The 22,914-nt window shown below is 69.9% G+C and carries 27 protein-coding genes; 10 read left to right on the top strand and 17 right to left on the bottom strand.

What is annotated here, in order from left to right; genetic code table 11:
• Nucleotides 1-47 precede the first annotated feature (47 nt).
• Both IE107_RS22330 and IE107_RS22325 read right to left on the bottom strand, forming a co-directional pair.
• Complete coding sequence (locus tag IE107_RS22330; protein ID WP_189545622.1) at nucleotides 48-521, bottom strand: Fur family transcriptional regulator; 474 nt, start codon at nucleotides 519-521, stop codon at nucleotides 48-50.
• A 38-nt stretch (nucleotides 522-559) separates the two neighbouring features.
• A complete protein-coding gene (locus tag IE107_RS22325) occupies nucleotides 560-1,132 on the bottom strand; it encodes a heme-binding beta-barrel domain-containing protein (protein ID WP_189545621.1) in 573 nt (190 codons plus the stop codon).
• Between the two features lie 294 nt (nucleotides 1,133-1,426).
• Between IE107_RS22325 and IE107_RS22320 the strand changes: the two genes are divergently transcribed.
• Nucleotides 1,427-1,789, top strand: coding sequence for a DsrE family protein (locus IE107_RS22320; RefSeq protein WP_189545620.1), 363 nt, complete (start codon nucleotides 1,427-1,429; stop codon nucleotides 1,787-1,789).
• Nucleotides 1,790-1,827: 38 nt separating this feature from the next.
• Here IE107_RS22320 and IE107_RS22315 read toward each other — a convergent pair whose 3' ends face one another.
• From IE107_RS22315 to IE107_RS22285, 8 genes are all read right to left on the bottom strand, one after another.
• Nucleotides 1,828-2,085, bottom strand: coding sequence for a DUF3099 domain-containing protein (locus IE107_RS22315; protein ID WP_189545619.1), 258 nt, complete (start codon nucleotides 2,083-2,085; stop codon nucleotides 1,828-1,830).
• Between the two features lie 179 nt (nucleotides 2,086-2,264).
• Entirely contained in the window at nucleotides 2,265-2,552 is a 288-nt protein-coding gene (locus IE107_RS22310; RefSeq protein WP_018490348.1) for a DUF1416 domain-containing protein, read from the bottom strand.
• A 51-nt stretch (nucleotides 2,553-2,603) separates the two neighbouring features.
• Nucleotides 2,604-3,449, bottom strand: a complete 846-nt coding sequence (locus tag IE107_RS22305) for a sulfurtransferase (protein ID WP_189545618.1) — start codon at nucleotides 3,447-3,449, stop codon at nucleotides 2,604-2,606.
• A gap of 159 nt (nucleotides 3,450-3,608) precedes the next feature.
• On the bottom strand, nucleotides 3,609-3,716 hold the full coding sequence (locus tag IE107_RS36175; protein ID WP_350983699.1) for a putative leader peptide: 108 nt from the start codon (nucleotides 3,714-3,716) through the stop codon (nucleotides 3,609-3,611).
• Nucleotides 3,717-3,948: 232 nt separating this feature from the next.
• The gene (locus IE107_RS22300; RefSeq protein ID WP_189545617.1) at nucleotides 3,949-4,638 is read right to left on the bottom strand and encodes an LmeA family phospholipid-binding protein; all 690 of its coding nucleotides are present in this window, start codon (nucleotides 4,636-4,638) and stop codon (nucleotides 3,949-3,951) included.
• Between the two features lie 133 nt (nucleotides 4,639-4,771).
• Nucleotides 4,772-6,196 (bottom strand): hypothetical protein, encoded by a 1,425-nt coding sequence (locus IE107_RS22295; protein WP_229867163.1) that lies wholly within the window; start codon nucleotides 6,194-6,196, stop codon nucleotides 4,772-4,774.
• Nucleotides 6,197-6,206: 10 nt separating this feature from the next.
• Nucleotides 6,207-6,461, bottom strand: a complete 255-nt coding sequence (locus IE107_RS22290; protein ID WP_189545615.1) for a MoaD/ThiS family protein — start codon at nucleotides 6,459-6,461, stop codon at nucleotides 6,207-6,209.
• Nucleotides 6,462-6,502: 41 nt separating this feature from the next.
• A complete protein-coding gene (locus IE107_RS22285; protein WP_189545614.1) occupies nucleotides 6,503-7,399 on the bottom strand; it encodes an alpha/beta hydrolase family protein in 897 nt (298 codons plus the stop codon).
• Between the two features lie 275 nt (nucleotides 7,400-7,674).
• On the opposite strand from IE107_RS22285, the gene IE107_RS22280 reads away from it, so the two are divergent.
• The 6 genes from IE107_RS22280 to IE107_RS22255 all read left to right on the top strand — a co-directional run bounded on the left by IE107_RS22280 (nucleotide 7,675) and on the right by IE107_RS22255 (nucleotide 13,268).
• Entirely contained in the window at nucleotides 7,675-8,478 is an 804-nt protein-coding gene (locus tag IE107_RS22280; protein ID WP_189545613.1) for a response regulator transcription factor, read from the top strand.
• A 24-nt stretch (nucleotides 8,479-8,502) separates the two neighbouring features.
• Nucleotides 8,503-9,540, top strand: a complete 1,038-nt coding sequence (locus IE107_RS22275) for a LacI family DNA-binding transcriptional regulator (RefSeq protein WP_189545612.1) — start codon at nucleotides 8,503-8,505, stop codon at nucleotides 9,538-9,540.
• Nucleotides 9,541-9,662: 122 nt separating this feature from the next.
• Nucleotides 9,663-10,787 (top strand): S1C family serine protease, encoded by a 1,125-nt coding sequence (locus IE107_RS22270; RefSeq protein ID WP_189545611.1) that lies wholly within the window; start codon nucleotides 9,663-9,665, stop codon nucleotides 10,785-10,787.
• 110 nt (nucleotides 10,788-10,897) lie between these two features.
• Complete coding sequence (locus IE107_RS22265) at nucleotides 10,898-11,068, top strand: hypothetical protein (RefSeq protein WP_189545610.1); 171 nt, start codon at nucleotides 10,898-10,900, stop codon at nucleotides 11,066-11,068.
• A gap of 47 nt (nucleotides 11,069-11,115) precedes the next feature.
• Entirely contained in the window at nucleotides 11,116-11,844 is a 729-nt protein-coding gene (locus IE107_RS22260) for a response regulator transcription factor (protein ID WP_189545609.1), read from the top strand.
• On the top strand, nucleotides 11,841-13,268 hold the full coding sequence (locus tag IE107_RS22255; RefSeq protein WP_189545608.1) for a sensor histidine kinase: 1,428 nt from the start codon (nucleotides 11,841-11,843) through the stop codon (nucleotides 13,266-13,268). The genes IE107_RS22260 and IE107_RS22255 overlap by 4 nt, the downstream gene beginning before the upstream one ends.
• A gap of 94 nt (nucleotides 13,269-13,362) precedes the next feature.
• On the opposite strand, the gene IE107_RS22250 is transcribed toward IE107_RS22255, so the two are convergent.
• From IE107_RS22250 to IE107_RS22225, 6 genes are all read right to left on the bottom strand, one after another.
• The gene (locus IE107_RS22250) at nucleotides 13,363-14,715 is read right to left on the bottom strand and encodes a hypothetical protein (RefSeq protein ID WP_189545607.1); all 1,353 of its coding nucleotides are present in this window, start codon (nucleotides 14,713-14,715) and stop codon (nucleotides 13,363-13,365) included.
• A 188-nt stretch (nucleotides 14,716-14,903) separates the two neighbouring features.
• Nucleotides 14,904-15,803, bottom strand: coding sequence for a phosphatidylinositol-specific phospholipase C (locus tag IE107_RS22245; protein WP_189545606.1), 900 nt, complete (start codon nucleotides 15,801-15,803; stop codon nucleotides 14,904-14,906).
• A 340-nt stretch (nucleotides 15,804-16,143) separates the two neighbouring features.
• Nucleotides 16,144-16,470: a toxin-antitoxin system YwqK family antitoxin gene (locus IE107_RS22240; RefSeq protein ID WP_229867162.1), complete on the bottom strand. Its 327-nt coding sequence runs from the start codon at nucleotides 16,468-16,470 to the stop codon at nucleotides 16,144-16,146.
• A gap of 194 nt (nucleotides 16,471-16,664) precedes the next feature.
• The gene (locus IE107_RS22235; RefSeq protein ID WP_189545604.1) at nucleotides 16,665-17,048 is read right to left on the bottom strand and encodes a hypothetical protein; all 384 of its coding nucleotides are present in this window, start codon (nucleotides 17,046-17,048) and stop codon (nucleotides 16,665-16,667) included.
• A gap of 318 nt (nucleotides 17,049-17,366) precedes the next feature.
• On the bottom strand, nucleotides 17,367-17,561 hold the full coding sequence (locus tag IE107_RS22230; RefSeq protein WP_189545603.1) for a DUF397 domain-containing protein: 195 nt from the start codon (nucleotides 17,559-17,561) through the stop codon (nucleotides 17,367-17,369).
• Nucleotides 17,562-17,574: 13 nt separating this feature from the next.
• The gene (locus IE107_RS22225; RefSeq protein WP_189545602.1) at nucleotides 17,575-18,426 is read right to left on the bottom strand and encodes a helix-turn-helix domain-containing protein; all 852 of its coding nucleotides are present in this window, start codon (nucleotides 18,424-18,426) and stop codon (nucleotides 17,575-17,577) included.
• Nucleotides 18,427-18,672: 246 nt separating this feature from the next.
• Here IE107_RS22225 and IE107_RS22220 point away from each other — a divergent pair, with 246 nt between their 5' ends.
• The gene (locus IE107_RS22220; protein WP_189545601.1) at nucleotides 18,673-19,131 is read left to right on the top strand and encodes an ATP-binding protein; all 459 of its coding nucleotides are present in this window, start codon (nucleotides 18,673-18,675) and stop codon (nucleotides 19,129-19,131) included.
• A gap of 70 nt (nucleotides 19,132-19,201) precedes the next feature.
• On the opposite strand, the gene IE107_RS22215 is transcribed toward IE107_RS22220, so the two are convergent.
• Complete coding sequence (locus IE107_RS22215; protein ID WP_189545600.1) at nucleotides 19,202-21,040, bottom strand: bifunctional metallophosphatase/5'-nucleotidase; 1,839 nt, start codon at nucleotides 21,038-21,040, stop codon at nucleotides 19,202-19,204.
• A gap of 282 nt (nucleotides 21,041-21,322) precedes the next feature.
• On the opposite strand from IE107_RS22215, the gene IE107_RS22210 reads away from it, so the two are divergent.
• Entirely contained in the window at nucleotides 21,323-21,922 is a 600-nt protein-coding gene (locus tag IE107_RS22210) for a DUF1016 N-terminal domain-containing protein (protein WP_189545599.1), read from the top strand.
• Between the two features lie 58 nt (nucleotides 21,923-21,980).
• A complete protein-coding gene (gene mshD / locus IE107_RS22205; protein WP_189545598.1) occupies nucleotides 21,981-22,904 on the top strand; it encodes a mycothiol synthase in 924 nt (307 codons plus the stop codon).
• Nucleotides 22,905-22,914: the final 10 nt, after the last annotated feature.

The raw sequence follows: 22,914 nt of genomic DNA, 5'->3' as shown, positions 1-22,914 counted from the left end.
CGACGCGGTACGAACGGGGCCGCCGGACAGCCCCTGGGCCCATTGGCCTAGGTCTGAGGACCGGCCGCCTCGGCGGACGGCCGGTCGGCGTCCTCGGCTGCCGCCTTCGCCGTGCACCCGGCGCAGCGGCCGAAGATCGCGAAGTGCTTCATGTCCGTCTCGAACCCGAAGCCGTTCTTCAGCTTCGCCGTGAACTCGGCGACGACGTCGACATCGGCCTCGATGACGTCCGTGCAGTCGCGGCAGACCAGATGGATGTGGTGGTGACGGTCGGCCAGGTGGTACGTGGGTGCCCCGTGTCCCAGATGGGCGTGGCTGACCAGACCCAGCTCCTCCAGGAGTTCGAGGGTCCGGTAGACGGTGGAGATGTTCACGCCGGACGCGGTCCTGCGGACCTCGGAGAGGATGTCGTCGGGTGTCGCGTGTTCCAGCGTGTCGACGGCTTCCAGGACAAGCTGCCGCTGCGGCGTCAGACGATAGCCGCGCTGTCGGAGATCGGTCTTCCAGTCGGTGCTCACCACAGGCCCAGTGTAGGACCGGACGAGCACCCGCCCGGCGACTACTTGAAGAAGGCGATGCCGTCGTCCGGCAGGTCGCCGAGGCTCTTCGCCATCGCCTCGACCTCTTCCGGGGTGACGACCTTCTTCAGGTGCGCCGACATGTACGGACGCAGCTCCACCTCGGGGGTGGCCTTCTCGCCGACCCACATCAGGTCGCTCTTCACATAGCCGTACAGCCGCTTGCCACCGCTGTACGGGCCGGAGGCCGCGGTCCGGGCCACCGCGTCGGTGACCAGGTCGATCTGCGGCTTCTGGTCGGCCAGCTCGCCGTACCAGATCTCGATGACGCCCTGGTCACGGGACATGACGACCTCGACCTTGCGGTCCTTGTCGATGCGCCAGTAGCCGGACTCGGACTCCAGCGGCCTGACCTTCTTGCCCTCGGAGTCGAGCACCCAGGTGTGCGAGACGTACTCCAGGAAGTCCCGGCCGTCGTGACTGAAGGAGACTTCCTGGCCGAAGTTGCACTGCTCGGCGCCGGGGAAGTCGGAGACACCCGCGCCCGCCCAGTTGCCGAGAAGGAAGGCCAGCGGGACGAGGTCCGGGTGGAGGTCGGACGGGATCTCGATCATGAGCGGCTCAGACGATCTGTGAGGTGGGGTGGCTGCGGACGGAGGCGGGGAGCAGGAGGGAGAACGGTCAGCGCTGGCCCTGGTACAGCTTCTTCACGGTCACACCGGCGAAGGCGAGCACGCCGACGCAGACCAGGACCAGCAGGGCGGAGAAGAATGCCTCAAGCACGGGAACTCCTTGCAACGAGCGTTATGGCAGCAGTACGGGGCCGGGCCCAGCCTAATGGGTTGGGGCCCGGCCCGCCGGTTCGGGGTTTGGCCGGGCCGCCGCACCCGGCGATTACAGTTCGACGTATGCCGAAGAAGCTCGTGATCAAGGTGACCGCAGGTGCCGACTCCGCCGAGCGCTGCTCGCAGGCGTTCACGGCGGCCGCGGTCGCCGTCGCCAGCGGGGTGGAGGTCTCGCTCTGGCTGACCGGGGAGTCCTCCTGGTTCGCGCTGCCGGGACGCGCCGCCGAGTTCGAACTGCCACATGCCGCGCCCCTGCCGGATCTGATCGAGTCGATCCGGGCGGGCGGCCGGATCACCCTGTGCACACAGTGCGCGGCCCGACGTGACATCACCGAGCAGGACGTCCTGGAGGGCGTGCGGATCGCCGGTGCCCAGGTCTTCGTCAGCGAGATCATGGCCGACGACGTCCAGGCGCTCGTCTACTGACACCTGTCCGCTGACACCTGTCCGCTGACGCAGGAGCGTCACCGCCGCTTCTTGCCGTCGAGTTCGTCCCACCATTCGTCGGACTTCGGGTCGCCGGACGGATCGTCCCACCACCGGTCCTCCGGCCCGCGCCGGTTGGCGATCATGGCCGCGACGGGCGGGATGACCATCGCGACGAGGCACATCGCTATCGCAGCCGGCATCGACAACAGCCTGACGAACGACCAGGCCGACACGAAGAGGACGATGCACGCCCCCATCATCAGGAAATAGTTGCGCCGGCGTCGCGCGTACATGCCTCCAGGGTAGGCCGCGCCGCCTCCCGCGCGAACGGCTCGTACCCGCCCGGACGGCGCGAAGGGCCGCACCCCGATCAGGAAGGCGTCCAACCCCCTGGGGTACGGCCCTTCGGCCGATCCGTGTCGCGGTACGCGGACCGCGGCGGGTACTGCGGGTACTGCGCGCAGCGCTGCGCCTAGACGGCGATCGCGACCTCGGAGAGGCCACCGGTCTGCGCCACGACCGTACGGTCGGCGCTGCCGCCCGGGACGAGGGCGCGCAGCGTCCACGTGCCCTCGGCCGCGTAGAAGCGGAACTGTCCCGTCGCCGAGGTCGGGACCTCGGCGGTGAACTCGCCGGTCGAGTCCAGCAGGCGCACGTAACCGGTGACGGGCTCGCCGTCGCGGGTCACGCTGCCCTGGATGGTGGTCTCACCGGGCTTGATGGTCGAAGCGTCGGGGCCGCCGGCCTTTGCTCCACACATGGTGTTTCGTCCTTCTGGTTCGGGGGTCGTGCTGGTCCGGGTCGTGCGGAGTTACTTGTTGGCGCCGAGCTCGATCGGCACACCCACGAGGGAGCCGTACTCGGTCCACGAACCGTCGTAGTTCTTGACGTTCTCCTGGCCGAGCAGCTCGTGCAGCACGAACCAGGTGAGCGCGGAGCGCTCGCCGATACGGCAGTACGCGATGGTGTCCTTCGCCAGGTCGACCTGCTCGGCCTCGTAGAGGGCCTTGAGCTCCTCGTCCGACTTGAAGGTGCCGTCGTCGTTGGCGTTCTTCGACCACGGGATGTTACGGGCGCTCGGCACATGGCCGGGACGCTGGGACTGCTCCTGCGGAAGGTGCGCCGGGGCGAGCAGCTTGCCGCTGAACTCGTCGGGCGAGCGCACGTCGACGAGGTTCTGGTTGCCGATGGCCTTCACGACCTCGTCGCGGTAGGCGCGGATGGACTCGTCCTGCGGCTGGGCCTTGTACTCGGTGGCCGGGCGGGACGGGATCTGGTCGCCGTCCACCAGGTCGCGGGAGTCGAGCTCCCACTTCTTGCGGCCGCCGTCGAGCAGGCGGACGTCCTGGTGACCGTAGAGCTTGAAGTACCAGAACGCGTAGGACGCGAACCAGTTGTTGTTGCCGCCGTACAGGACGACCGTGGTGTCGTTGCCGATGCCCTTCCCGGACAGCAGCTTCTCGAACCCGGCCCGGTCGATGAAGTCGCGGCGGACCGGGTCCTGGAGGTCCTTGGTCCAGTCGATCCGGATCGCGTTCTTGATGTGGTTCTTCTCGTACGCCGAGGTGTCCTCGTCGACCTCGACGAGAGCGACCTGCGGGTCGTCGAGGTGTGCCTCGACCCAGTCGGCGTCTACCAGGACGTCACTGCGGCTCATTCTGTTCTCCTCCGGGGCAGTCTGCGGCGAGATGATGCGAGACGGTGCGTGATGCGGGTGTACGGCGGCGCACCGTGCGGCGCACGTACAACGGCGATCGGGACGGGCCCTGACGTCGGTCGAAGGGCCGGGGGAATGCGGGGCGCCGAGGGCTCCCGCTCAGACAGTGCGACAGAGCATGGCGGCGACGCGGCACAGGTCCACTGCCCGCCGCTTCGTGAGATCCGCCCGTCCCCGCTGCGGGAGACCGCCAATAGAGCACTGCATGGGACCGATCGTAGGGAGGTACGGGCGGGCATGTCACCGCCGTGTCGAATCCTGAGACGCGATCGCCCGCCATAAGAGACAAGAATGAGATCGAGGCGCCTCCGGCGCCGCTCCCGTGCCGTGGGCGGTCGTCGGTCATCTACGGATCGGACGGGGCCGTCTCAGTATGTGGCGCGCCGGGGCCGAGGCGTACGGCGAGCGGGGGGCGGCCCGCCGGAGCCGGGCGGTGCGCCTATGCGGCGAGCTTCACGTCCGTGCCCGTCACCGAGATCTCCAGGCCGTCGGCGGTCGGCTGGATCCTCTGGAGCTTCAGACCGCCCGGCAGGCCGCCGACCTCCCGGTCGAAGTCGGTCTTCTGGCGCACCAGCCCCTCCAGCCCGGGGATGCCCCCACCCGGCACCTTGTCCGCGCGCACCCGGACCGTATGGCCGTCGACCAGGGTGACGGTGGAGAGCACACTGCGCGAGAGGGGGCGGCCGAGGATGTCGACCGTGCCGGTCACCTTCACCTTGTTGTTGCCGCCGTACTCGACGGCGACGCCGTCGCTGGCGGCCCTGGTGAGGTCCTCGTACGAGATGACGGCGGTGCCGGTGGCACGGGCGGCGGTGGCGCCGGAGTAGCCGTCGGTCAGCTCCACGTCGTGCAGCGCGGCGTTCATCCTGCTGATCCGGAGCCTGCGGCCGTTGGCCGCGGTCTCGATGCCGATGATCTCGACATCGACCTCGTCGAACCGGCCACCGGCGACCTGCGTCAGGAACGGGAATCCCTTGATGGAGACGTCCGCCGAACCGATCGTGGCATCCGTGACCCGGATCCGCCCCGCGGCCTCCGACTCGGCGAAGTACACCGCCGCCCGGTCGACGGCGACGAAGATCCCGCCCAGAACCACCACGATGACCAGCAGTATCCGCAGTGCACGCATGCCCGCTCTTCCCCCCACCCTGCAATCCGGCCGGACCCCCCGGCGCCCCGCCCGTCCGGCGAACGTGCGCGGCGCCCCGGATGATCGACGAGCAGGCACCCCTCTTCGGTTCCCCGGGCGGTCCGGCCCGGGGCTACGAGAGGGCGCGGCCGATCAGGTACACGGCGGGCGCCGCGGCGGTGAGCGGCAGTGCCACACCGGCGGTCATGTGGACGAAGCGCGACGGGTAGTCGTAGCTCGCCACCCGCAGCCCGATCAGCGCACAGACACCCGCCGCGAGGCCGAGCAGCGTGCCCTTCATCCCCAGGTCGGTGAGCGCCCCGGCCACGGCGCCACCGCCCGCGGCGGCGAGCAGCGCCACCACGACCGAGGCCGGTCCGGGCAGCGGCAGCGCGCGGACGAGCACGGCGACCGCGACGGCGACCGCGCCGACCGTCACCGCGTCCGGGACCGCCGCGAGGTGTCCCGCGGCCAGGACCGAGAGGGCGGCCGACGCGACGGTGGCCATCAGCCCCTGCATCCGCTCGTCGGCACTCGCGTGGCTGCGCAGCTGGAGGACCACGGTGAGCAGCACCCAGACGCCGAGGGTGCCGAGAATCGCGGCCGGCCCGTTCTCCCGGCCCGCGGCGAGCAGCGCGATGTCGGCGACGAGGCCGCCCGCGAACGCGAGCGCGATCCCCTGCCGGGCCGGCCACATGCCGTTGAGCCGGAACCAGCCGGCCGCGGTCACGGCCTGGAGCAGCACGAGGGGGACGACCAGGGCGTACGGCCCGATCGCGGCGCCCAGGGCGAGGAGCAGCCCGAGTCCGGCGGTGATCCCGGCGGGCTGCATGCCCGGCGGGATGATCGGCGAGCGGCCCTCGGCGCGGGCTCGCTGGGCGTCGGTGATCCGGCTGTTGCCCAGGGTGGTGGGGGCGCTGTAGCCGGCCGCGTCGTGCGCGGAGGCAGGGGCGGGCGTCCCGGCCGGCTCGGCCACGGGGGACGCTGCCGGTACCTCCGGCGGCAGCGGGTACGAGCCCGAGGCGCTCCGCGGCGGCACCGGGGACGGCAGGTGGGCGGTCTCGTCGGCGGCCGGACCGGGCTGCGCGGGCTGGGAGGAACCGGGCTGCGCGGGCTGGGAGGACTGGAGGACCGGCTGGTACTGGGTGTCCCAGGTCTGGCCCTCCCACGTCTGCGCGACCGCGGGGTCCTGGCCATGGGCCGCGGTCGCGGCGGGGTCCTGCGCATGACCGGCCGGCCAGCCCTGCCCGGGGCTCGTCTGTGGTGCCTGGTTCGATTGATGCGCCTGGGGCGGCTGATTCCGGTCGTACGGGCCCTGCGGTGCCTGGTGCGGGGTTCCGTACGAGGGGTACGAGGGCTGCTGCCCGTACGTCTGTTGCCCGTACGGCTGCGCGCCATGGGCCTCGCCGCCGTAGGACTGGTCGCCGTAGGACTGCGCACCGTAGGACTGGTCGCCGTACGGCTGCGGCTGCCCGCCGTTCGACGGGTCGTGGCCGGGACCGTACCCGTAGCGCGGGTCCTGTCCGTACGGATACTGCTGATCGTTGCTGCTGCTCATGTTCTGCGGTTCACCCTCCTGCGAACGGCGGGAGCACCTCGACCGTGCCGCCCTCGGCAAGGCGTACGGTCTCATGGCCGCGGGCCCCCACGGGGTCACCGTCGATGAGGAACGAGCACCTTTGCAGCACTCGGGTGAGCTCTCCGGGGTGCCGCTCACGCACCGCGTCGAGCGCCTCGGCGAGGGTCGCAGCAGTGTACGGCTCCTCCGCGGTCCCGGCCGCGGCCTTGGCGGCGGCCCAGTAGCGGATGGTTACCGCAGGCATGGCGCCACTCCTCTCGTCTCGCGTCAGCTGTCCATCATGGGTCACGCCGTCACCGCCCAGTCCCCGATGCGGGTGAGCAAGGTCTCGTCCGCCGCGTTCTCCGCGTGCCCCATGCCGCGCTCCAGCCACAGCTCGGCGCCGTCGCCCGCCGCAGCGGCGAGCGAGCGCGGGTGGTCCAGCGGGAAGTACGGGTCCCGGTCGCCGTGCACGATCAGCAGCGGCGCCGGGGCGATCAGCCCGGCGGCCTCGACCGGCGAGAGCGGCACCGGATCCCATGCGTTGCGGTCGATCCGGGTGTGCAGGCCGTAGCGGCCGACCATCCGGCCCATGGGCCGGGTGACCACCCAGTGCAGACGGCGCATCGGGGCGGTGCCCCGGTAGAACCAACGGGCGGGGGCGCTCACGGCCACCACCGCGTCCGCGTGCGCCTTGGAACGCGCCCCGGTGCGCCCCTCGCGATCCACGGTGCCACCGGTTTCCGCCTCGCCCGCCGGCCGCCCCGCGTACAGCGCCCCGTGCCGCAGCACCACGGACCCGCCCATCGAGAACCCGACGGTCACGATCCGGCGGTGCCCGATCTCCCGTGCCCACGCCACCGCCGCCGCCAGGTCCAGCACCTCGCGGTCCCCCACCGTCGACCGCCCGCCGGACCCGCCGTGCCCCCGGAACGAGAAGGTGACCACGGCCGCACGCCCGGCGAACACCCCGGCGGCACGGCGCACCGCGGGCCGGTCCACCGAACCGGTGAAACCGTGCGCGAGCACGATCGCAGTACCGTCGAAGGATGACTCCGCAACGGCCCCGGCACCCGCCGTACACGGTTCGTACACCGCCTCGATGCGCACCCCGTCATCGGTACGCAATGTGGTGCGCAGGGGGTCGGGCGTGATCGAGGGAACAGCGATACTCCGAAATCGCCCCTCGGACACAGAACTCATGTGGGCTATTGTGCTGGGAAGAGGATCCGGGCAAAGCAGCCCCCGGGTCCTTTTGTGCTTTCCAGGCGTTGTTACGGCGACGTTTCCACAAGCTCAGCGATCCCGGGGCGCCAGATTGCATCCGTGGGACCAGCACGAAAACGTACGAAGAAGTGCCGCATACTCCCCCGGCCCGGCCCGGGAGTGCCCCTCTCGCAGGGAACGAGGAGGACCGACGTAATGGGCGAGCGAACCGTGCACGAGCATCGACCGACGACCCAGGCAGGTGGGCGGCGATGAGTTCACTGCTGCTCCTGACGAATGCCCTTCAACCGTCGACGGAGGTGCTGCCCGCCCTCGGTCTCCTGCTCCACAACGTACGGGTGGCACCGGCCGAAGGCCCCGCTCTCGTCGACACCCCCGGTGCCGACCTCATCCTGATCGACGGCCGCCGCGATCTCCCCCAGGTGCGGTCGCTCTGCCAGCTGCTGCGGTCCACCGGACCGGGCTGTCCGCTGATCCTCGTCGTGACGGAGGGCGGTCTCGCGGCCGTCACCGCCGACTGGGGCATCGACGACGTACTGCTGGACACGGCGGGACCGGCCGAGGTCGAGGCCCGGCTGCGGCTGGCCACCGGCCGGCAGCAGATCAGCGCCGACGACTCCCCGATGGAGATCCGCAACGGCGACCTCTCGGTCGACGAGGCCACGTACAGCGCGAAGCTGAAGGGCCGGGTCCTGGACCTGACCTTCAAGGAATTCGAACTGCTCAAGTACCTCGCGCAGCACCCGGGCCGGGTCTTCACCCGCGCCCAGCTGCTCCAGGAGGTCTGGGGCTACGACTACTTCGGCGGCACGCGCACCGTCGACGTCCATGTGCGGCGGCTGCGCGCCAAGCTCGGCCCCGAGCACGAGTCGCTGATCGGCACGGTCCGCAATGTCGGCTACCGCTTCGTCGTGCCCGAGAAGGTGGAGCGCGCGGCCGAGGAGGCCAAGGACCGGGCCGCGGCGGAGGCGTCCGCGAAACCCGTAACCCGTTCGGAGCAGTCGCGGGCGGCCGGACCGAGGGAAGAAGCGCCGGTCCGGCCTGCCGGAAGGTAGGTATATCCGCGTAGACTGCCGCGCGTGGCCAAGGTGACGCGGGACGATGTGGCGAGACTGGCGGGGACGTCGACCGCGGTCGTCAGCTATGTCATCAACAACGGACCGAGGCCGGTCGCCCCGGCCACGCGCGAGCGGGTGCTCGCCGCGATCAAGGAGCTGGGCTACCGGCCGGACCGGGTTGCCCAGGCGATGGCCTCTCGGCGGACCGATCTCATAGGGATGATCGTGCCGGACGCCCGGCAGCCGTTCTTCGCGGAAATGGCGCATGCGGTCGAACAGGCCGCCGCCGAGCGCGGAAAAATGGTGCTCGTCGGCAATTCCGACTACCGCGACGAGCGCGAGGTCCACTATCTGCGGGCCTTTCTCGGCATGCGGGTATCCGGCCTGATCCTGGTCAGTCAGGGCCCCAGCGAGCGGGCGGCGGCCGAGATCGAGGCGTGGGACGCACGGGTCGTGCTGCTGCACGAGCGGCCGGAGGCGATCGAGGACGTCGCGGTCGTCACCGACGACGTCGGCGGCGCCCAGCTCGCCACCCGGCACCTGCTGGAACACGGCAACGAGTACGTGGCGTGCTTCGGCGGCGTGGAGTCCACCCCGGTGGTCGGTGACCCGGTCGCCGACCACGTCGAGGGCTGGCGCCGGGCGATGCACGAGTCGGGGCGCTCGACGGAGGGCCGGCTCTTCCAGGCCCCGTACAACCGTTACGACGCCTATCAGGTGGCGCTGAAGCTGCTCGACGGGCCGGACCGGCCGCCGGCGATCTTCTGCTCGACGGACGACCAGGCCATCGGGGTACTGCGGGCCGCGCGCGAGCTGCGCATCGATGTGCCCGGGGAGCTCGCGGTGGCGGGCTTCGACGACGTGAAGGAAGCCGGTCTGACCGATCCGCCGCTGACGACGGTCTTCTCGGACCGCCCGGCGATGGCTCGGGCCGCGGTGGACCTGGTGCTCGACGACTCGCTGCGGGTCTCGGGGTCGCGGCGGGAGCGGCTGAAGCAGTTCCCGTCGGCGCTGGTGGTGCGGCGCTCCTGCGGCTGCGGGGAGCCGGCGGCCGGTTGAGGGCTGTCCCGTGGGGCGACTCGCCGGGGCCGGCCGCTCCTTATATCGGGCATACGAGGTTCTGCCGGGCTTCTCAGGACGGACTCAGGCTTCTCTCATCTTGGCCGTACACGCTCATAGGCATGACAAAGAGCCAGCGCCCGAGCGGCGAGTACCCGATGTACCCCTCGTACGGCAACGGCGACGCGGCCTACCCGCCGCCGCCGTCGTACCGGCCCGAGCAGCCGATCGCGACGGGCCCCGGCACCACCGTGTGGCCCGGCGGGAACAGCGGCAACGGCGCCGACGGGCACGGCGGCAACGGTGGCGCGGGCGGCGGCAACGCCTTCCCGCCGCCCGCGCCCCAGGAGCCGGACACGTCCCGGCGCCGGGCCAGGCGGCCGGTCGCCCTGCTGGCGGCCGTGGCGATCGTGGCGGCGGTCGTCGGTGGCGGCGCCGCCACCGTCGTCGAACAGCTCACCGGCGACAGCTCCAGCAGCTCGGCCGCCGACGTCATCCCCGGCACCACCGTCTCGCAGAGCGACAAGGGCACCGTCTCCGGTGTCGCCAAGGCCGTCTCGCCGATGATCGTCGAGATCAACGCGACCTCGGCCGCGGGCGAGTCCACCGGCTCCGGCGTGATCATCACGTCCGACGGCGAGGTCGTCACCAACAACCACGTCATCTCCGGCGCCTCGTCGGTCAAGGTGACGCTCAGCACCGGCCGGACGTACACCGCCGACGTGGTCGGCACCGACCCCGACAAGGACCTCGCGCTCATCAAGCTCCGGGGGGCGAGCGGCCTGAAGACGGCCACGCTGGGCGACTCCTCGTCGATCGAGGTCGGCGACCAGGTCGTCGCGATCGGCTCGCCCGAGGGCCTCACCGGGACCGTGACCAGCGGCATCGTCTCCGCCCTCGACCGCGACGTCACCGTCGCCAAGGAGGACGGCAGCGGCCAGGGGCAGCGTGGCGGCGAACAGTGGCCGTTCGAGTTCGGCGGCCGGCAGTTCAACGGCGACACCGGCAACTCCACCACCACGTACAAGGCCATCCAGACCGACGCCTCGCTCAACCCCGGCAACTCCGGCGGTGCGCTCATCAATATGAACGGCGAGATCATCGGCATCAACTCCGCGATGTACTCGGCGAGTTCATCGAACGGGTCGAACGGTTCGAGCGCGGGCAGCGTGGGCCTCGGCTTCGCCATCCCGGTCAACACGCTCAAGGCCGACCTCGACACCCTGCGAGCCGGCAACGGCTCCTGAGAAGCAAACCGGCAGCGGCTCCTGAGAAGCGAGCCGACAACGGCCCCTGAGACACGAGCCTGCAACGGCTCCTGAGAAACAAACCGGCAGCGGCTCCTGAGGAGACACCCATGCACCACCCCGCCCACACCCCCACCGGCCCGGCCGACCTGGCCCTCCCCCTCGCCCTCGTGGCGGAACAGACCGCGCTCGGGCCGCTCCGGGCCCCAGAGCTCCCTGCCGCCACCCGCCGCGGGCGCCGGGCCGCACGACGACGGCGCGCCGCGGCCGTGCGAGGCTGAGAGCCGGAAGGCACAGCCATACGGGAACGAGAAGAGGAAAACGAGCGATGAGCCCCGCCGAAGACGGTCCGCAGCGCATCCTGATCGTCGACGACGAGCCCGCCGTGCGCGAGGCCCTGCAGCGCAGTCTGGCGTTCGAGGGCTACGACACCGAGGTGGCCGTCGACGGACTCGACGCCCTCGCCAGGGCCGCGTCGTACGCCCCCGACCTCATCGTCCTCGACATCCAGATGCCCCGGATGGACGGCCTGACCGCCGCCCGCCGGCTCCGCTCCTCGGGCACCACCACTCCCATCCTGATGCTCACCGCCCGCGACACCGTCGGCGACCGGGTCACCGGTCTCGACGCGGGCGCCGACGACTACCTGGTCAAGCCCTTCGAGCTGGACGAGCTCTTCGCCCGCATCCGGGCCCTGCTGCGCCGCAGCTCGTACGCGGCCGCGGCGGGCGGCGTCCCCGACGACAATGTGCTGGCCTTCGCCGACCTGCGGATGAACCTCGCCACCCGCGAGGTCACCCGGGGCACCCGCCGGGTCGAGCTGACCCGTACCGAGTTCACCCTGCTGGAGATGTTCCTGGCCCACCCGCGGCAGGTGCTGACCCGCGAGCAGATCCTGAAGGCGGTGTGGGGCTTCGACTTCGAGCCGAGCTCCAACTCCCTGGACGTGTACGTGATGTACCTGCGCCGCAAGACGGAGGCGGGCGGCGAACCGCGCCTCGTACACACGGTGCGGGGGGTCGGCTACGCACTCCGCTCCGGCGGCGGTGACGGATGACCAGCCCCCTTCGCCGGCTCCGCGCCCTGCCGCTGCGCTCCCGGCTCGCGCTGCTGGTGGCGACGGCGGTGGCGGCAGCCGTCGCCGCGGTAGCGGCGGCCTGCTGGTTCGTGACGAAGGTGCAGCTGGAGAACCAGCTGGACACCTCGCTGCGCAATGTCTCGGTCAGCAACGACTACGTGCAGCAGCTGTTCATCGCCTGCACCCACCCCGACCGGGCGGTCCCCCCACCGGTCGGAGGGACGTACACCGTGCAGCTCGTCACCGTGTCCGGGAGCACCTGCACCTCGGCCGGGGCCTCGTCGATCGATGTGACGGCCGCCGACATCGCCGTGGCCGCCGGTGTGCGGGACGACGCCCTGCACACGGCCGCCACGAAGAACGGCAAGAAGATGCGCGTGTACACGTACACGTACGAGACCCGCGCCCAGCTGCCCGGCCTGGTCCCGGGCACCTTCGCGGTCTCCGTGGCCCGTCCGATGAGCGAGATCGACGACCCGCTCTCCACCCTCGCCTGGGTGCTCCTGGTCGTCTCCGGCATCGGCGTCGTCGGCGCCGGCGCGGCCGGCCTCTGGGTCGCCCGCACCGGGCTGCGCCCCGTCGACGAGCTCACCGAGGCCGTCGAGCACGTCGCCCGTACCGAGGACCTCACCGTCCGGATCCCGGCCGCCGGCGAGGACGAGATCGCCCGGCTGTCCCGCTCCTTCAACTCGATGACCGCGTCCCTGGCCAGCTCCCGCGACCGCCAGGCCCAGCTGATCGCCGACGCGGGCCACGAGCTGCGGACCCCGCTGACGTCCCTGCGCACCAACATCGAGCTCCTCGCCCGCAGCGACGACACCGGCCGCGCCATCCCGCCCGACGACCGCAGGGCCCTGATGAAGTCGGTCAAGGCCCAGATGACCGAGCTGGCCTCGCTCATCGGCGACCTCCAGGAACTGTCCCGCCCCGACGCCCCCGGCCCCGACCCGCTCCAGGTCGTCGCGCTGCACGACATCGCGGACACGGCCCTGGAGCGCGCCCGGCTGCGCGGCCCCGAGCTGACCATCAGGGCGGACCTGACCCCCTGGTACGTACGGGCCGAGCCCGCCGCGCTGGAGCGGGCGGTGGTCAACGTCCTGGACAACGCGGTCAAGTTCAGCCCGTCCCGCGGCACGATCGAGGTCGCCCTGCGCGACGGCGAGCTGACCGTACGGGACCAGGGCCCCGGCATCCCCGCCGACGAACTCCCCCACGTCTTCGAACGCTTCTGGCGCTCCCCGTCCGCCCGCCAGCTCCCCGGCTCGGGCCTGGGCCTGTCGATCGTCGCCCGCACGATCCAGCAGTCGGGCGGCGAGATCACCCTGCGCCCGGCGACGAACGGCCCGGGCACAGTCGCCTCGATCCGCCTGCCGGGGGCCCCGACGCCGCCGCCGGGGCTGTGAGGGGGAAACCGGCCACACGGATGAGGCTTCCGGGTTGTGCCGGATCAGGGACCAGTACGCGGTGCTCTCAGGAGACGGCTGAGCCATCGGTTGGTCATCGTCTGGGGTAGACGCTGAGGATGGCGTGGGTGGCTGGTTTGGCCCCCGGGTCCTTCTCGTTGACGGGCGTCGCTTCGTAAAGCGCTACGTCGCCGGTCACACGGGTCGGGAGCGGCACGTTCCCGTCGAGCTCGGTGGGCTTCCCGGTGGCGAGGTCAAGAGCGACGGGACCCGCTGATCCGGACGTCGTCACAGCGCCGTACGCCGTGCCGGAGTTGTCGACACCCTTGAATTTCACCCCGGCACGGGACTCCGTCTCGCCGAAGCAGTAGCCCTTCTTGGCCTGGAGATCGAAGGCCACATCTCCGTTGACCAGGTAGCGGCCGTTGTCGCTGAGGAGCGTGTCGGCTTCACCGCCGGCGGGAAGAGCGTCGGTCAGGCCGTCGCACTTGACGCTGAACGCAGGCTTTCCGGTGCGCTCGTCGTGCACCGCCCACACGTAGTTCATCGCCAGCCCGGAGACGGTGTAGTCCTGATTCTTGGACGGCCATCGGGCCACGAGGTAGCCCCCGCGGACTCCATAGGCCACTCCTTTGTCCATGCCGTCCTGCGAAACCGCGCCCGTAGGTACCTGCTGCCGCCCGGTCCAGACATCGGCAACGTCGAGCGTGGGATAGGTGACACTCCTTACACGGAGCATGAATTCGGGAGTGCTCTTGCCGCGGGAGGACCTGGTCGTGCCGCCGGCAGCGTCCACGACTGTCATTCCGTCGCGGGTCTCCACAGCCACGGTGCCGTCAGTGTCGTGGGGAATGGCGCCACTGTCCGTCCCGGGAACGGTGACCTGGTGCAACGGGGCTACGCCAGTACCGGAGGAGTCCGCGGAATAGACAGCAAGATGAGCAGTCGGCTTCCCGCGGTTGATCGCGTCCTTGCCCTCCTGGACCGTCGCGGCCAACACGACGTAGTCCTTCCCGTCCTTGCTGGTGACCACCAGCTCCGCGTCCTCGGCCCGGAATTCGGCGGGCCGGGGGCTCGGTTTCCAGGGTGCGCTCGACCAGCGAACGGCACCGGTGGCTGCGTCGCGTGCTTCCACACCGAGCGCCTTGCCGTCCGCATGTGTCTTGAGGAACAGCACCAGTTTCGAGTGCGGCGCGACGGTCGGCCGGTCCAGCCGCTCCGACTGCATGACGGCCCACCCCTTGGCACCGTCGAACGCGGGCGGGACCTGCTGCTGCCCCGCCCGAGGCACTACAGGCTTCTGCGGTGAGGAACCCTTCGGCACCGCGCCGGGCGTCCCGGACCTTTCCGCGTCGTCGTCCGGTGAACCGCAGCCTGCTACTGCCAGTACGGTCATTGCTGCGAGTGTGCCTGCCAGTAACTTCTTCACGGTCCGCCCCACCCTCATCAACCCTGCATTTCCATGAAAACTACCTTGCTGGAGAGGTGGCTGTCGTCGGGTGAGAGGACGAGAAAACTGGATGTGCATGAAGCCGTGGGGTGCGTAACCGGGCATGGCCGACAGACCGCAGTGGCCATGCGGTGCCGTTACTGCTGGGCGAGCCCGGCCGGGTCGATCGCGAGGGTCCAGGGCCCTCAGACCCGCAGCCCCGGGTTGTGCCGGAGCAGTGACTCCACGAGGCCGGACCGGGTGGTGGGGAAGTCCAGCGGGACAATGCCGAGACCGGTCCAGCCGGACGCCTCCGAGCCGTCCAGGAACGACTGGACCTGCGGGTTGAGCCGGTCCGCGTTCCAGCGCGGCGGCATCAGGGCGGCCGTGCTGACGTAGTTCATGTACAGCTTCCCGGGCTGCTGGGCCGCCTTGCGGAACTGGGCCTCGATCTTCGGGTATTTGGCGAACGGCTCCGCCATGTAGTCGTCCTGGATATCAAAGAGTTCAGAATCGGCGTACCGAATACCGGGCAGTCCGCCGTTGTCGGCCAGCAGCACGACCTTGCCGCGGGCCTCACCCAGCGTCGGCAGCGAGAAGTCGATGCGGAACAGCGGGCGCCAGCCTCGGTTGTCGAGGTAGTCGTCGAAGACCGCCCGGAACGCCGCGTCGCTCTCCTCCGAGTACTCCTGCTTGACCCGCATCAGCACGGTCTCGGTCGGATGCGCCGCCAGGAAGTCCCAGCAGGCGCCCAGCACGTCGCCGAACATCAGGTTCTGGTACGAGGCCCCGTGGTGGATCGCGAAGGAGCCGCCGGTGATCCGGCACCGCACGTCGAGAAAGCGGATGCCGCTGTTCAACTGCTCGGCGATCGCGGTGTTCTGGCACTCGGCCCAGGGCCCGCCGTAGCGGGCTCCGGAGTCGTGCGACCCGGGGATCGTGAGGCGTTGCAGCGCGGTGGCGTCGGGGACTGCGCCCATCCAGCCCTGGGTGGTGAGGACTTGGCGGTTGGCGGCACCCGCGGGGCCCGCGCCGATCAGGACGGTGGCGGTGGCGGCGAGGGCGCCGGCCAGGAAGTTCCGGCGAGTGGCGGGGTGCGGGCTCATGCGGGAAGTGCCTCCGTCTGCCGTGGGGGTCAACCCAGGGAGTATGACGGGTGCACGTCACTACTGGAACAGGGGCGACAGCCGTCCCGGTACCGGAGCACTCGCCTCGACCGGAACCACCAACTCAGGGCTGCAGACAGCTTCACCAGCCGTCTTCGCTTCGCGTGGACTCCAGCGCCCATAGCCGACCGAGCTCCCCTTCCGCGACCGACGAAGACAACCTCCATCACCTACGCGCAGGCGTTCAGGTCTCGACCTCGCCCGCCCAACCGAACTCCATTAGTTCTTTGGGGAAATACTCGGATTCGCGCCACGGCGGAGCACCCCCGCTGCGCTCTATTCAGCCGTCGTCGCGGCGCCACGAGGTCAGCAGGACACCGCGCTCGTCCCACGTCTCCTCTTCACAGAGGGAGACGAGGGTTCTGTCGGAGAACTTGCGAGACTTCATGACCCCGTTGGGGTGCCACTCCTTGAATTCGCCCAGAGGGCGGCCGTCTCGGACGACCCCCTCGGAACGAAGGGTCCCATCCTGGTACCACTCGCGAGACAGCCCGTTCGGCACCCCATTGGTGTGCTCGTCCAGGCTGATCAGGTGTCCGCTCTGGTATTCGGCTACTTCTCCAGTGAAGGGCTCTCCCCGATAGATCACTCGCTGAGCATCGTCCATGTCGACATCCGCTCCATCGACATCGATTCTCACTACAGAATTCATCAGGGAATCCAGTTCTCGCCACTCGACGGAAAGCCGGTAAATGTACCGTGACTGCTGGGCAGCCCCTCCAACATATGGTTGCAGTTCGCGCAGAAGGGCGCCCGCCTACCCAGGAGGCCCGTCGAGGCTGCAGAGAAGCATCCGACCGGTCAGCATCCCTCGCAAGGCGTGGGCAGTACCGCGTCGTCGCCCGCATCGTCGACATGGACGGCGAGTTGGGGGCGCACAGTCCACTCGATCCAGGCGTCGCCCCAACTCAGTGAGAAGCCGCAGGGCTCACCGCGATGGAGCGCGCCGATGGCGCCGATGCATCCGCCGCCGTCGACCCAGCTCAGCGCCCGGTGACGTTCGCGCGGCGGCAGTCCGGTGACCAGCGCCCGCACGTTCAACCGGATGAAGCGGATGGCCTCGGAGGGGTCGAGCGCCAGATGACGGGACACCTTTGCGATCTCGTCCGTCTCCACCGTGCGGTAGATGACCCGCTCGCACCAGAACACGCGTGTCACGGACGGTACGGGTTGCTGATCGGGCACGGAATGCCTCCTGACGCCCCATCGGGACCACCCCGCGCCCGCAGCCGGCGTGACGAGCGGCAGGCGCGGGGCAGCCTTTCCTAACCCCGCTCAACTGGCGCAGCGTTGCCCGGAGTTGCGCGCCCCGGACACCGGACACCGGACACCGAGGACCGGTCCGACCAGGGGGCACACTCCGAAGTTAGCGTTCCGCGCGAGCCCGTATCAAGCGTTGGACTTCTAACGAGTGAGATGGATTCGCTAAACAGATGAGGTACACAGCAGTGAGCGGCCCCCACCTGCGCCGGTGGGGGCCGCCCGGAGCGGGAGCGCGACGGCTCAGGCCAGATCGTCGAACTCGCCCTCCTTCGCGCCGCCGAGGAAGGCGCGAAGCTTGGCACGGCTCGTACGGATGATCACGTCCGGATTATCACTCTCACGCATGAGGATCTCGCCACCGCACTCGGCGAGCTCCAGGCAGTTGTCGCCGTCGGCGTCGGCCGACTTGGACGACTTGCGCCACTGAATTTCCATGGTTCTCACGCCTTCACACTTGCTCTGCGACTTCCTTGATGAAGTCTCTCGAACTCTGCGGATCGAGCGATCGCCCTTCCGTCCGGTCGAGCACCGCCCGAAAGACCCGGAGCCGCGCCTCGGCGTCGACGAACCCGGAACCCAACAGGGCATCCGTCTGCACGGTGTCGAGCTGCGGAACCGGACCGTAGACATAGTGGGTCGAACTTCCGGCGTTCGGAAAGCCACCCACCGCGAACGGGATCACTCGCACGGTGACATTGTCGCGCTCCGACTCCTTCAGCAGATGGTCGAGCTGCCCACGCGCCACCTTGCGCCCGCCGAACTGCATCCGCAGCGCCGCTTCGTGGACCAGGAACGTACAGGTGGGCGGGTTCGACCGGTCGAGAACATCCCTGCGCCTCAACCGGTGCGAGATCCTGCGACGGAGGCTCGCCGGGGTCGGCGCGGGCAGCGCCTCCGCGTAGACGGCACGCACATAGTCCTCGGTCTGAAGCAGACCGGGCATATGCATGATCTGGACCGACCGGAAACCCGTCGCGTGATGCTCCAGTTCCGCCAGGTCGAGCGCGCTCCCGGAGAGCTCGCCCCGGTAGTCCTCCCACCACCCCTTTATCCGCTCCTCGGCCATGTCGGCGAGGGCATCGACATAGGCCGCGTCGGAGCACGCGTAGTGCCCGGCCCATGTGCGTACCCGCGCACCGCTCACTCCGAACCGTCCCGATTCCGTGTTGCTGATCGTGGTGCGGTCCGTGCCCAGCAGAGCGGCGGCCTCGGTCGGCGTCAGACCGGCGTGCTCGCGCATCTTGCGCAACTCCGCACCCAGTCGGCACTGCCGCGCGGTAGGGGGTTTCCTCGGTGGCATCAACCTCTCCTCTTGTCGAAACCCAGTGTGGCCGCATCCCTCAAAGGGGTCCACTTCCAGCAAGAGTTATGGGTTCTCAAACAACACTTGATACGCACACGCTACCGTTGCTTCACCTCGCGTCGCACGCCGGTAAGCCCGAAGTGCAGCCGTACGCAGGTGTGTTGAAGCACGCCCACGCACGGCCATCGCCACGGACGACGAGTGACGCACCCCGTTCACACCGCACCGCGTTGGGAGAACGACATGACCCACGGCCACGCCACCGCCCACTCCGCACCGCCGGGCCCGCAGGGCAGCGAGATCTATCGGCTCGCACTGCCGAACACGTCCAGCGCCGCGAAGCTGTCACGTGACTTCGTCTCGTCCCTGCTGACCGTGAGCAGACACTGCGGTCTGATCGACGACGCGCGCCTGTGTGTCACGGAGGTCGTCACCAACGCCCACCGTCACACGCGTACGCCCCTGATCCGGGTCCGCGTGACCGTGCAGCGCAAGCAGGTCACCGTCTCCGTCGCGGACGACGACCACTGGGCCCTGCCCGAACCGTCGGCCTTCCCCGAGCTCGGTGAACGCGAGGGCGGCCGTGGGCTGTTGCTCGTGGAGCGGCTGGCGCTCGCCTGGGGGATGACCGTGCTGGGCGGCTGCGCCCCGTACCGGAAGGCCGTCTGGTTCACACTCGCCCGAGCCGGGGCGGCGCCCTGAACCGCCCGGGAACGCGGAAGGGCGGCGGGCCCGCCGGCCCACCGCCCCGCTCACCCGCGTACGGGAGTTACTACTGGATGACCGTGATCCGGTCCGCCGCCGGCGGGGCCAGCGGGGCCTCGGCCGTGGAGTGGGCCGCCAGGTAGGCGTTGAACAGGTCCAGGTCGGAGGCGCCGACCAGCTTGTTCGTGCCCTGTCCGAGGGCCGCGAAGCCGTCGCCGCCGCCCGCCAGGAACTCGTTCATCGCGACGCGGTACGTCTTCGCCGGGTCGATCGCCTCACCGTTCAGCTTGATGGTGTCGGTGACCACGCGGGCCGCGCCCGTCTTCGTCATGTCCAGGGTGTACGTGAGGCCCTTGGAGATCTGGAGGATCTTCGGGCTGGCCTCGTTGGAGCCGCTGACCTGCTGCTGGAGTGCCTCGACCAGCTGCGCGCCGGTCAGGTCGACGACGTTCATCATGTTGGTGAAGGGCTGCACGGTGAAGGCCTCGCCGTACGTCACCACCCCGTCGGACTTGCCGTCGGCCGACGCGTACACCAGGTCCGCGCGGATACCGCCCGGGTTCATGAGGGCGACCACCGCCCCGCCCTTGTCCGCCGGGGCCAGGCCCTCCAGCTGGGCGTCGGCGATCACGTCACCGAGCGGCTTCTCAAGGGCCTTGGAACCGCGGCCGTCGATGTCGGCGGAGATGTAGCCCTGCGGCTTGTTCGCGATGGGCGCCGCGAGGGCGTTCCAGCGGGCGATCAGGGTCTCCATGTCGGAGGCCCTGCGCTGGTCCCGGCTGACGACGTGGTTCGCCGACTTCGGGTTCGAGGCACCGGCCGACTTCACCGACGTACGGACGATGTCCTTGGTGCGGCGGTCGTAGGTGAGGGTCGTGTCCGTGTAGACCTTGCCGAACGACGACGCCGAGGTGACCAGGCGCGGGTTGCCCGCCGGGTCCGGGATCGTGCACACGTACGCCTGGTGGGTGTGGCCCGTGACCAGGGCGTCGACCTTGGGCGTGATGCCCTTGGCGATGTCGGTGATCGGCCCGGAGATGCCGTCACCGGCGCCGGAGCTGTCGCAGTCGTAGTTGTACGAGCTGGAGGCCGGGGCCCCGCCCTCGTGGATCAGCGCGACGATGGACTTGACGCCCTGCCGGTCCAGCTCCTTGGCGTACTTGTTGATCGTCTCGATCTCGTCGTGGAACTTCAGGCCCTTGACGCCGTTGGCCGTGACCACGTTCGGCGTGCCTTCCAGGGTCACCCCGATGAAGCCGATCCTGACGCCGTTCTTCTTCCACACCGTGTACGGCTTGAGGATCGGCCTGCCGGTCTTCTCGTTCGTCACATTGGCGGCGAGGTAGGGGAAGTCGGCGCCCTTGAACTCCTTGTCCTTCTCGTAGCACCCCTCGACCGGGTGGCAGCCGCCGTTCTGGAGGCGGGACAGCTCGGTGGCGCCCTCGTCGAACTCGTGGTTGCCGACGCTGGTCACGTCGAGATCGAGCTTGTTGAGCGCTTCGATGGTCGGCTCGTCGTGGAAGAGACCGGACAGCAGCGGGCTCGCGCCCACCATGTCACCACCGGCCGCGGTGATCGAGTACGGGTGGCCCTTGCGCGCGGTACGCAGCGAGGTCGCGAGGTACTCGACGCCGCCAGCCGGAATCTCCTTGGCCGAGCCGTCGGGCTGCGTCTCGAAGACCTTGCCCGCCGTGCCGGCCGGCGGCTCCAGGTTCCCGTGCAGGTCGTTGAAGGACAGCAGCTGTACGTCGACGGTGCGGCCCGGCTTGTGGTGCCCGTGCCCATGGCCATGACGGTCCTGGGCGCCGGCCGGCATCGCGGCGACGAGCGCGCCGACGGTGGCGAGCCCGGCCGCGGCGGCGAGCACCCGCCGGGACGCGCGGTTCTTCTGCGGTGTCGCTGACATCGGTCCCCTTGTGAGTTCAGCGGGAGGTTCGAAAGTGGTGACGAGTCTGGAGACTTCGTGCGCAGCCTAGGGTCAACGCGCGTAGCGCGACAGGTGTCCGGGGTTACGAACTGGTTGCCATGCGGTCGGTATGGCCCCAAACAGCCGCATGCCACTCGATTGGCTCACATATACGGGCAGAAACGTCCCGGCACGCATGTACGGCGCAAGCCTGTACGCCATGGACAACGAACCGAAGACCAAGGCCGTCGGGCGTCCGAACTGCCGCCGGGCTTCCACGAGATGATCGACGACCTGAAGTCGATCGGGCCGGGCGCGCATGTGCGGGCCCGGCTGAAGGTCAACACCGAGATGCTCCAGATGTACTGGGAGATCGGGCGGACGATCCTTGCGCGGCAGCGGGAGGAGAAGTGGGGCGCCAAAGTCGTGGGACGCATCGCGACAGAGCTGCGCACCGAGTTCCCGGGCCAGCGGGGATTTTCCCGCAGCAGCCTGCATTACATGGTGAAGATGGCCCGACTCCGGCCGGAGCCAATTGTCCAGCAGGCTGCTGGACAATTGCCCTGGGCCCACCTCCAGGTCCTCATGGACAAGTGCAAGACCCGACCCGTGCTGGACTTCTACATTCAGCACGCTGTCCGCAACGGCTGGTCCCGGGACGATCTGACCTCGGCGATCCACCACGCCCTCCACCTCTCCCACGCCGCAGCGATCAACAACTTCGACGCTGTCATCCCCGAGCGGTCCGAGGCCGCGAAGGAGATCATCAAGGACCCGTACCGGCTCGACTTCACCGACCGTGTCCGCGAGCTGCTGCCCAGCGCCGAGGACCTCTGCCGCATCGCCGACGGCGTACTGAACACGCCGCATACCACGGCCTGAGCCCCGAAACGCCCGCGCGCACCCCCTACCGCTGCCCCGCCCCCGTAGGCTCGTAGACATGACGACTGACGTACCCCTCCCCGCACCCGGACGCGAGCTCCGGACGCTCGACGTGCTCTCCCCCGAGCAGGCGGAAGCCGTAGCCGATCTGCTCGCCGAGGCGGCCCGCTCCGACGGGCGGCAGGCCGTGTCCGAGCAGGGGCGGTTGCAGCTGCGGGGCGGACGGCGCGAGGGCGTGCGGCATCTGCTGCTGAGCAGCGGGCCGACCCTGGTCGGGTACGCGCAACTGGAGGACACCGACCCCGTCGAGGCCCCGGCCGCCGAGCTGGTCGTGCACCCGGCGTACCGCGGGCAGGGCCACGGGCGGGCACTGGGCGCGGCGCTGCTCGCCGCGACCGGGAAGCGGCTGAGGGTGTGGGCGCACGGCGGGAAGTCCGCGGCGCGGCATCTCGCGCAGGTCCTCGGTCTCTCGCTCTTCCGCGAACTGCGGCAGCTGCGGCGTCCGTTGGTGCCGCTGGACATCGCGGAGCCGGTGCTGCCGCCCGGCGTCACCGTCCGCACCTTCGTGCCCGGTGAGGACGACGCCGCCTGGCTCGCGGTGAACAGTGCCGCCTTCGCCCACCACCCGGAGCAGGGCTCGCTGGGCCAGCGGGACCTGGACGACCGCAAGGCGGAGCCGTGGTTCGACCCGAAGGGGTTCTTCCTGGCCGAGCGCGACGGCGAGCTGGTCGGCTTCCACTGGACGAAGGTGCACGCGGAGGAGCAGCTCGGCGAGGTGTACGTCGTCGGCATCCGGCCCGACGCACAGGGCGGCGGGCTCGGCAAGGCGCTGACCGCGATCGGGCTGCGGCATCTGGCCGCCGAGGGCCTGCCGACCGCGATGCTCTACGTGGACGCGGACAACAAGGCGGCCCTGGCCGTCTACGAGCGGATGGGCTTCGCGACGCACGAGGTGGACCTGATGTACCGCACGGAGTCCTGAGCCAGGGACC

This window comes from Streptomyces gelaticus (genome assembly GCF_014649535.1).
Lineage (GTDB): Bacteria > Actinomycetota > Actinomycetes > Streptomycetales > Streptomycetaceae > Streptomyces > Streptomyces gelaticus.
The sequence above is the reverse complement of the archived record's forward strand: the minus strand, read 5'-3'. Positions and strand labels throughout refer to the sequence as shown.

Excerpts from the sequence above, each read along its gene's own strand:
- IE107_RS22325 (WP_189545621.1), bottom strand. The coding sequence starts at position 1,132 with ATGATCGAGATCCCGTCCGACCTCCACCCGGACCTCGTCCCGCTGGCC.
- IE107_RS22320 (WP_189545620.1), top strand. The coding sequence starts at position 1,427 with ATGCCGAAGAAGCTCGTGATCAAGGTGACCGCAGGTGCCGACTCCGCC.
- IE107_RS22315 (WP_189545619.1), bottom strand. The coding sequence starts at position 2,085 with ATGTACGCGCGACGCCGGCGCAACTATTTCCTGATGATGGGGGCGTGC.
- IE107_RS22310 (WP_018490348.1), bottom strand. The coding sequence starts at position 2,552 with ATGTGTGGAGCAAAGGCCGGCGGCCCCGACGCTTCGACCATCAAGCCC.
- IE107_RS22305 (WP_189545618.1), bottom strand. The coding sequence starts at position 3,449 with ATGAGCCGCAGTGACGTCCTGGTAGACGCCGACTGGGTCGAGGCACAC.
- IE107_RS36175 (WP_350983699.1), bottom strand. The coding sequence starts at position 3,716 with ATGCAGTGCTCTATTGGCGGTCTCCCGCAGCGGGGACGGGCGGATCTC.
- IE107_RS22300 (WP_189545617.1), bottom strand. The coding sequence starts at position 4,638 with ATGCGTGCACTGCGGATACTGCTGGTCATCGTGGTGGTTCTGGGCGGG.
- IE107_RS22295 (WP_229867163.1), bottom strand. The coding sequence starts at position 6,196 with ATGAGCAGCAGCAACGATCAGCAGTATCCGTACGGACAGGACCCGCGC.
- IE107_RS22290 (WP_189545615.1), bottom strand. The coding sequence starts at position 6,461 with ATGCCTGCGGTAACCATCCGCTACTGGGCCGCCGCCAAGGCCGCGGCC.
- IE107_RS22285 (WP_189545614.1), bottom strand. The coding sequence starts at position 7,399 with ATGAGTTCTGTGTCCGAGGGGCGATTTCGGAGTATCGCTGTTCCCTCG.
- IE107_RS22280 (WP_189545613.1), top strand. The coding sequence starts at position 7,675 with ATGAGTTCACTGCTGCTCCTGACGAATGCCCTTCAACCGTCGACGGAG.
- IE107_RS22270 (WP_189545611.1), top strand. The coding sequence starts at position 9,663 with ATGACAAAGAGCCAGCGCCCGAGCGGCGAGTACCCGATGTACCCCTCG.
- IE107_RS22265 (WP_189545610.1), top strand. The coding sequence starts at position 10,898 with ATGCACCACCCCGCCCACACCCCCACCGGCCCGGCCGACCTGGCCCTC.
- IE107_RS22260 (WP_189545609.1), top strand. The coding sequence starts at position 11,116 with ATGAGCCCCGCCGAAGACGGTCCGCAGCGCATCCTGATCGTCGACGAC.
- IE107_RS22255 (WP_189545608.1), top strand. The coding sequence starts at position 11,841 with ATGACCAGCCCCCTTCGCCGGCTCCGCGCCCTGCCGCTGCGCTCCCGG.
- IE107_RS22250 (WP_189545607.1), bottom strand. The coding sequence starts at position 14,715 with ATGAGGGTGGGGCGGACCGTGAAGAAGTTACTGGCAGGCACACTCGCA.
- IE107_RS22245 (WP_189545606.1), bottom strand. The coding sequence starts at position 15,803 with ATGAGCCCGCACCCCGCCACTCGCCGGAACTTCCTGGCCGGCGCCCTC.
- IE107_RS22240 (WP_229867162.1), bottom strand. The coding sequence starts at position 16,470 with ATGGACGATGCTCAGCGAGTGATCTATCGGGGAGAGCCCTTCACTGGA.
- IE107_RS22230 (WP_189545603.1), bottom strand. The coding sequence starts at position 17,561 with ATGGAAATTCAGTGGCGCAAGTCGTCCAAGTCGGCCGACGCCGACGGC.
- IE107_RS22225 (WP_189545602.1), bottom strand. The coding sequence starts at position 18,426 with ATGCCACCGAGGAAACCCCCTACCGCGCGGCAGTGCCGACTGGGTGCG.
- IE107_RS22220 (WP_189545601.1), top strand. The coding sequence starts at position 18,673 with ATGACCCACGGCCACGCCACCGCCCACTCCGCACCGCCGGGCCCGCAG.
- IE107_RS22215 (WP_189545600.1), bottom strand. The coding sequence starts at position 21,040 with ATGTCAGCGACACCGCAGAAGAACCGCGCGTCCCGGCGGGTGCTCGCC.
- IE107_RS22210 (WP_189545599.1), top strand. The coding sequence starts at position 21,323 with ATGATCGACGACCTGAAGTCGATCGGGCCGGGCGCGCATGTGCGGGCC.
- mshD (WP_189545598.1), top strand. The coding sequence starts at position 21,981 with ATGACGACTGACGTACCCCTCCCCGCACCCGGACGCGAGCTCCGGACG.